Source organism: Paracraurococcus lichenis (assembly GCF_030657435.1).
In the GTDB taxonomy this organism is placed as follows: Bacteria; Pseudomonadota; Alphaproteobacteria; order Acetobacterales; family Acetobacteraceae; genus Paracraurococcus; species Paracraurococcus lichenis.
In genome coordinates, this window is the sequence record NZ_JAUTWS010000148.1 from 1 (window position 1) to 7,473 (window position 7,473).

Sequence of the window (7,473 nt, forward strand, 5' to 3'; positions counted from 1 at the left end):
CGACGAAGCTGCGCAACTGCGCGAATGCCCAGCTATGGTGCGCCCTCCGCTCAGCCTTCCTCACCGTTGTCCGTTCGCGGATGCCCTTGAGGTCTTCAAAGGCGATTCCGCGCCCGGTGTCCTTGGCCTTGCGCACCAGTGCCTTGCTGATCCGGTGGTTCACGTCGGCGGCGAAGCGCCGCTCCTTGGCCCGGCGCTGCCGCAGCAGGCGCTTGGCCGATTGCGTCCCTTTCTTCTGAAGTTTGGTCCGCAGCCGGGCATGCCGGTTACGCAGGTTGGCAATGTGGGCGCCGCTGAAGCCATCGCCGTCGCTGTCCACCGCGATGTTCTTGCGGCCGAGGTCCACGCCGAGGAAGCCCTCGGGGTCGCCCGGCGGCACGTCGCCCACATCCACCGTCACGAACAGGAAGAACTGGCCGTCTCGGTAGACCAAATCGGCCTGCCCGCGCGGGAAGGCGAGCCGAGCCTGCTGGTAGGCGCCGGCCACCCACGGCATTACTTCCCGGCCGCCGAGGGTCAGGATCGAAACGCGATCCGGGCCTTTCCACGACAAGATGCGCTGGTCATAGACGATGGCGCCGTGCGGCCGGATCTTCGGAAGCAACCCCACCGCCGGGTCCTGCTCGTAGGCGCGCCGCAGTGGCTTCTGGGCGGTGAAGCCCCAGCGCGCCAGGTAGGTGCCCACGGTGCGGACCGCCAGCCGCACCCCGAAGCGCTGCCGGATCAGCTCGCGCACCGCCGCCCGGCTCCAGAGCGCAAAGGGTAGGTCCAGCTCGTCGGGCGTGTGGCGCCGGATCAGCCTCTGCGTGTCCGCCTCCTGCGCGGCAGAGAGGAAGCGGCCGTACCCCGGCTCAGGCTCACGCGGCCCACTCTTCAGTCCGGCCGCACCCCGCTCGGCATAGCGATGGCAGATATTGAGAACCCCGGTCGCGCTCAGGCCAACCCGGCCGGCGATCGCCTCATAGGTCATGCCAGCCTGACGCAGGCCGATCACCTGACGGCGGCGTTCTTGTTGCGCTGCCGCCGACAGCTTGCGCATGTCCACGTGCCTCATGGCGCTGATCTGGGCCAATCCAACTTGCCCTCAAGTGCACCCAAACCGGATCAATAAGAACCGGCCGCACTACACGTTGTTGCCTCCATAGAATCGGCAATGCCTAAGGTTGAGGCACCTGCCGGCTCTCGCAAGGCGGCGCGTGCGTGTACTGGACGCGAGAGCCGAGGCGAGCCGTGCGATGAATGACGGAATATCGAGTTTGTATGGGAAATTCGAGGACACGACCCTGGATGACTACTCGGCCGCCCTCGCATTTGCCGATCAGCATACGGGTTGGACCGTGGAGCAGTCGCAGGTGCAGGGCACAACGACGCGCCTGCTCGTTCGCATCAATGATCCGATGCACATGTCCACTTGGTTCGTTGCGAGGGTCAGGGACCGGATCATCGTGCTGGAGGAAAGCGGCATCGGCACCCTTGGCAGCTTTGGTACGGCCCAAGAGGCATTGCAGGCCCTGTTCTGGACTGAGATAGAACTGGCGCACGAAGAGGTCTGAGGATCCGACGCGGAAGAGCGGGACCGAATGTGGTGGTCGGCCGGCGGCTGGGTGGCCGAAGAGCCATCCCGTTGTCGGTCATCAGAGTCTCCGCGAGAGACCCCGCCCTTGAGGGCGAGGAGGGATAGCGGGCCGCACCCCAGTCTGGCCGCGTCTTCCGCAGCAGCGGCCATGCTCCAGCTGCTGCTTGGCCGCAGCGTCGCTTCTGACATTGCAGTCTCGCAGCATGGGGTGCTGCGGCGGTTGGGCCGCCGCCCGGCTTTGGGTGATCCGCAGGACAGGCCGCCGCTGCTGCGGTCTCTGCGAAGCGCTCAGCCTGGCGCGTGGCCCGGTTCGACGCCCTCCGCCTACGCCCGATCACGCGCGCCATGCGTGTCGTCACGCTGAAGACCCGGGTCATACCACACGTGCCCGGCGCCTATCCGACGAGGGCCGTCATGCAGCCTAGATGTGCCAGGACCCGGGCGAGACACCCACCGGATAAACCCAGGCAATCTCGCTTCCGTCGGGCAACTGCACGCTACTGTATGCATGTGGCAGTTCGGTGTTGGAGAGCACCGCTTGGTCGATGACGACGAGCGATTTGTTCGCCGCGATGGTCACGTAACCCTGGGTGCTGGCGGTGAAATGCTGCAGTTGCGCCAGCGCGTCCTCGAAGGAGACCTGCTGGGACCGGGCCGCCGTGGTGCCCGCATCCGTTAGCAGCGTGACGGTCGAAGGCAGGACCGCGGGCTTATGCGACAGGTCGGTATCGGCGGAGGCCGGCGGATGCGCCGGGGCGACGTCGGCGGATTTCGAGGTGGGTTGCGGCGCCGCCGTCGTCGCGGCCTGCGGCGGCGACGCGGCCGGCGGCGCCGTGGAGACGACCACGGGAGCCGGGGTGTCCGCCGCATCCGCGGTGACTGGAAGGGCTGCCGCCGTCTCCGCGGCATGCGCCGTGGTGGGGAGGGCAGCGGCCATCTCCGTCGGTACGGCGATGATCTTGCCCAGCGGCGCATCGACGGCGATCAGCGCCGCGAATTTCTGGCTGAGTTCCGGCGACAGGTCGCTGACGGCGAAGGCTTGCTTGGCCGGCTGGATGAGCGACCAGGCGGCGACGGCGTCGATGTAGTGCACGGCTGCGGGCGAAGCGTTTGCCTCGACGCCACTGGCGTGCGGCGTGGCGGCCGGCGTACCGCCCGCGGGCTGCGCCGCCGCATCGGTGTGGACGGCGACCTGGCGCAGGATGTCGAGCGTGTTCAGAGCTTGCCCGGCCTGGGGCGGGAGCACCCAATCTGCCGCCCAGCCGTTGTCCAGCCAGTGAATAGGCATGAGGGCGGCATTGCCGCCGGCCGGCATGGCTGATGCCGCCTCCGGCCGTGCCGGCAGGAGGTCGGCGACGATCACCAGGTCATCGATCGTGGGCGTGGGCGGGAGGTGGGGTTCGGCCGGCGCCAGGCCGTCCTGCGCCAGCGCCGTCCGGTCATCGAGCGCGTGGTCGGTCGGGATCGGCACCGGCGCGCTGTCCGTCATCTCGGCCTGCTCCCCGGCCGTCTGCGCCGGCACCTCGGCCCGCTGGGCCGGCGCCTCCGCCAGTGCCACCGGCAGCGGGGCTGGAGGCGCCATCAGGTCGCCCACATCGCCCTGCAGCGAGACGAAGGCGACTGCGATGCTAAGGATCTGCTGGAAGCGCTGCAGCGACATGTCCGGTCCGGCATCCGCGGTGCCGCCGTCCACCGCCGGGCCCGCGGCGTCCATCGCCGGGGGCGCGTTGGGCAGCGCCGCGGCATCGGTCATGTGCTCCGCCGCCTGCCAGACCTCGGCCCCCGGCTCGGCGGCCTGCACGGTTTGGTACCAGCAGGTCGCCACCAGGACCAGCAGCAGGGCCGCCGGATGCAGCATGAAGCCGGTACCATGGCCCCGGCCGGAGCTCTGCGGCAGCACCACCGCCGGCAGGCGGTCGAGCGCCTGGCGCACCAGCGCATGGAGGTCGTGCCCCTCGAGCGCGCCGGGCAGGATGCCTGTGATAAGGACGTAACGACCATCGAGCCGGGCGATGTGCACGACGGGGTCGCCGGACTCCGGTGCGCAGAACACGGCCCAGGGCTCGTCCTCGTCAGTGAGGCCCGTCTCCAGCTCGAGTGGGATGCCGGACCGCCCGAGGCTGTCGATGACGCGAAAGAATTCGGCCCGGTCCTGCTCGGTCCAGTTGCGATCGGCGGGCGGGGCCGGCTCTCGCCGGAATGCGAGGATTTTCGCCAGCATGCCGGGCCTCAGGCAGCGGTGGGGGAGCTCGGGTCCGGGAAGAGGATGGCGTGCGTGACGGGGTCGTAATAGCTCATCAGCTCCCGCACGAAGGCCGTGGCCGGCACGCCGAGCGCCTCCGCCCAGACACGGTAGCGGTCCGGCGGGATGCGGCCCCGCCCCGTCTCGAGCTGGGAAATGAATGAGTAGTATTCGGTGCCTACCATCTCGGCCAGCTCGCGCTGCGAGAGGCCGCGTGCCTCTCGCAGGCCGCGCAGCCAGCGACCTGCGGCACGGCGGAGTTCCTGCGTTTCCGTGTCCTGCCGGCGCTGCTGATGGAGATACATAGGATCCTCTAGGTGGTGTCACCTAACAGCGTGTTTCTACTACAAGGAGATTTCTAATGCCGACCGGCGCCCGATGAAAGCGAATTCCGCCGCGCCGCCCTGCCATGGTTCGCTCCGGTGTTGCGAAATTGCATCACTCAAGGCGCATCAAAATTCCATGCCGCGCACGACGGATTAGAGCTTTACTGTACTCTAAGTTGAGTTTATGCCGACAAACAATCGCAGTGCGAGATTGCGAGGCTGCCACGAGTTCCGGCCCCGCCCTTTCGCGCCGTGATCATTACCCATGCAAGGGGCTAGGAATTCATGTCCGCCGCAGACCAGATGCCGACCGTCAAGACCTATTATCAGAGCATTCTCTACCGCGACCCGACGACGGCCGAGTCGTCGTCTTGGGCCAGCGTTCTCGACTCCGGGGCGGTAAACGTTTCGCAGTTCGCGAACTCGCTGCTCGTCTCGAACGAGATGCAAAATTACGTGGCGCCCGTGGTGCGGCTGTACCAAGCCGCCTTCAACCGCGTGCCCGAGTCCACGAGCGCGATCAACTTCTACGCCAGCCAGCTCCGCGCCGCGGACACCGCCGGCACCTACAACACGGTCCTGGCCCGCATCACCCAGCAGTTCAGCGAGTCGCCGGAATTCGTCGGCAAGTACGGCAGCAGCGGCATCACCACCGCCTTCGTCACGGCGCTGTACCTGAACGTGCTCGGACGCGCCCCGGACGCCGCCGGTCTGTCCTTCTATATGGACGCGAAGAACGGCTTCACGCCGATGAAGGCCCTGATGGGCTTCTCTATGTCGCCGGAGTTCCAGACCAAGACGGGCGCCGGGATCAACGACTTCCTGACCAAAGTGGCCGCGGGTACCGCGCAGTTCTCCGGTGCCCTCGGGCTTGATAATGCTCCCTCGGGGCAGACCTTCACGCTCACTACTAGTGCGGACAACCTGACCGGTACGGCTGGCGACGATGTCTTTATCGCTGGCGATAATGCCGGCAACGCAACCTGGACCGTGGGCGACACGCTGAACGGTGGTGGTGGAAACGACACCCTTAAGATCATCCAGAACGCGGCGATTACGGCTGTTCCAGTGGGCTTCAAGGCTACCAGCGTCGAGAATGTTGACCTCACCTCGGGCGGCGCGATCACGCTGAACACCACCACGGGTTTCGCTGACACGACGACTCTGTCGACCCACACTTCGGGTGCAGCCCAGACCATCACTGCCGCTGCTACCCAGAATGTGAGCGCCTCTGCTGCTCTGCAGGCCGCGACCAACGTGGCTATCGACGGCGGCAAGAATGTCTCTGTGACCGCCACTGGCGTCACGACCGGCACCACTACCATCGGCGCTACAACGGCGGCGGCCGGTACTGTGACTGTTAACTCCACTGCGTCGTCCGGTACGCAAGGTGCGATTGCGGTTACCGGTGGTACCTCGATCACTGTGAAGACCGCCACATCTAACGCGGTCAATACGACTGTGACCCAGGCCGCGGTGACCGTCACCGGTGATGCGAACACCACCTCGGTGACCGTCGGCCAGGAAAAGGCTGCGGCTGCTTCTGCCACGGTCGTTGGCAAGGTGAATGGTGTCGTCAGCATCACCGACGTGAATGCCGCCAGCAATACCAAGGCCGGCGTCATCACCACCGTCTCGCTCGACAGTTACGATAACTCGACGATCAACTCGGGCGCGCTGAAGACGCTGAATCTGTCCGGTACGGGCGGTACGCTTGGCGTGACGGCTGGTGCGCTGACCACCCCGGTTGTTGATACCCTGGCGATGAACGTTAAGGGTTTGACTGGCGGAGCGATTACTCTCAGTTCCGTTTACAAGACGCTCAATCTCGACTCCTCGTCGACTGCGTCTACCATTGCTGACGTCATTGGTAGCGGCGTGACCGCGCTGAACGTCTCTGGCGACGCCAAGCTCACCCTCACGGCTGATACCTTTGCCGCAGCGAAGAACATTGCTGTGACCAACACGGCCGGCGTCTCGCTCGGCACGGCGCTGGCCACCGACGTACTGTTCAAGGGTGGTGCGGGTGCAGACACGATCTCCATTGGTGCCACCACCAAGGCGATCGATATGGGCGCTGGCGACGACGTCGTCATTGTGTCCTCTGCGACCCTGGGTGCCGGCGGTTCGCTGGCCGGCGGCACGGGCACTGACACGCTCGTAGCCAACACCAACGGTTCCGCGTTTAGTTCGGATCCCTCTTTCAGTGGCTTCGAAGTCCTGCGCGTTGCTGGCGCGGCGGCTCAGGGCTCTCACAATGCCAATGGGTTCACGGGGCTGGAAGTCGGCGCCCTCGCTGGTGCCGCGACCTTCACCAACGTGGCGAGTGGCGTGGGTCTGACCATGCTGGCCAGCCCTGGGCAGAACACGACGGTGACCCTGGCGAATGCCACCGGCACCAATGATGTGTTTGGTCTCACTCTGAAGTCGGCCGCTGCCCTCACCGGTGGTACGGTGACTTTGGCGGGCATCGAGACTGTCAACATCACGAATACCGACACTGACACCACTGCTCACACCAACACGCTGACGCTGGCAGCCACAAGCGCCACGTCGGTGACGGTTTCGGGCAACGCCGGTCTGAACGTGACTAACACCGGCAACGTCAAGATCACTAACTTCGACGCGAGCGGTGTGACCGGTGCGGCGTCTGACGCGGCGGCGCTGAAGGTGACCTTCGTGTCTGCTGATACGACCATCGGTGATACGGTCACGATCAAGGGTGGCTCGGGCAACGACGACCTGACCGGTGGCAGCGCTACCAACGACTCTATCTTCGGTGGAGCCGGTGCGGATAAGCTGACTTACACCGGCGGAGCGGATTCCTTCACCGGCGGTGCTGGAGCGGATACGTTTGCTCTCACCGGTGTGGGCACCAAAACGGCCTTCCTGACGATCACTGACGCGTCGAAGACGGACATTCTTGACTTCACGGGCATCACCACTGGCACTTTGGCTAACGTAACCGCAGCTAACGTGGCTGCGGCGAAGGTGACCCTCGGTGCGGCGGCGACGCTGGACCAGTACCTTGACACTGCTGCCGCTGGCGACGGTGGTACCAATGCGGTGTTCAAGTGGTTCCAGTTCGGCGGGGATACCTACGCCGTTGTTGATAACAGCGCAGGTGCGACTTTTGTTTCCGCTACGGATGCGCTGATCAAGATGAGTGGTCTGATCGATCTGAGCAGCTCGGCTATCACGAGCGAACTGCTCACGATTGCTTAAGAACCTGCCCAAAGCAGGGTCACCTTGGTGGCCCTGCCTCAGGGCAGATTAGAATAGGCGGGAGCCGGTCCAGAAGGACCGGCTCTTTGCTTTTCCAGCCATGG

The 7,473-nt window shown here is 65.4% G+C and carries 5 protein-coding genes; 2 read left to right on the plus strand and 3 right to left on the minus strand.

Features of this window, described 5'->3' with window-relative positions; translation table 11 throughout:
- Window positions 1–1,039, minus strand: a 1,039-nt coding sequence (locus Q7A36_RS37190) for a winged helix-turn-helix domain-containing protein (RefSeq protein ID WP_305108843.1), incomplete at its 3' end; no start/stop codon positions are given.
- A 157-nt stretch (window positions 1,040–1,196) separates the two neighbouring features.
- Between Q7A36_RS37190 and Q7A36_RS37195 the strand changes: the two genes are divergently transcribed.
- Entirely contained in the window at window positions 1,197–1,553 is a 357-nt protein-coding gene (locus Q7A36_RS37195) for a hypothetical protein (protein ID WP_305108844.1), read from the plus strand.
- Window positions 1,554–1,997: 444 nt separating this feature from the next.
- Here Q7A36_RS37195 and Q7A36_RS37200 read toward each other — a convergent pair whose 3' ends face one another.
- On the minus strand, window positions 1,998–3,797 hold the full coding sequence (locus tag Q7A36_RS37200) for a hypothetical protein (RefSeq protein WP_305108845.1): 1,800 nt from the start codon (window positions 3,795–3,797) through the stop codon (window positions 1,998–2,000).
- Between the two features lie 8 nt (window positions 3,798–3,805).
- Entirely contained in the window at window positions 3,806–4,123 is a 318-nt protein-coding gene (locus tag Q7A36_RS37205; protein ID WP_305108846.1) for a helix-turn-helix domain-containing protein, read from the minus strand.
- A 306-nt stretch (window positions 4,124–4,429) separates the two neighbouring features.
- On the opposite strand from Q7A36_RS37205, the gene Q7A36_RS37210 reads away from it, so the two are divergent.
- A complete protein-coding gene (locus Q7A36_RS37210) occupies window positions 4,430–7,369 on the plus strand; it encodes a DUF4214 domain-containing protein (RefSeq protein ID WP_305108847.1) in 2,940 nt (979 codons plus the stop codon).
- Window positions 7,370–7,473 lie beyond the last annotated feature (104 nt).

What these genes read in the sequence shown, in the direction of transcription:
- Q7A36_RS37205 (WP_305108846.1), bottom strand. Translation starts at nt 4,123, where the DNA reads ATGTATCTCCATCAGCAGCGCCGGCAGGACACGGAAACGCAGGAACTC.
- Q7A36_RS37200 (WP_305108845.1), bottom strand. Translation starts at nt 3,797, where the DNA reads ATGCTGGCGAAAATCCTCGCATTCCGGCGAGAGCCGGCCCCGCCCGCC.
- Q7A36_RS37210 (WP_305108847.1), top strand. Translation starts at nt 4,430, where the DNA reads ATGTCCGCCGCAGACCAGATGCCGACCGTCAAGACCTATTATCAGAGC.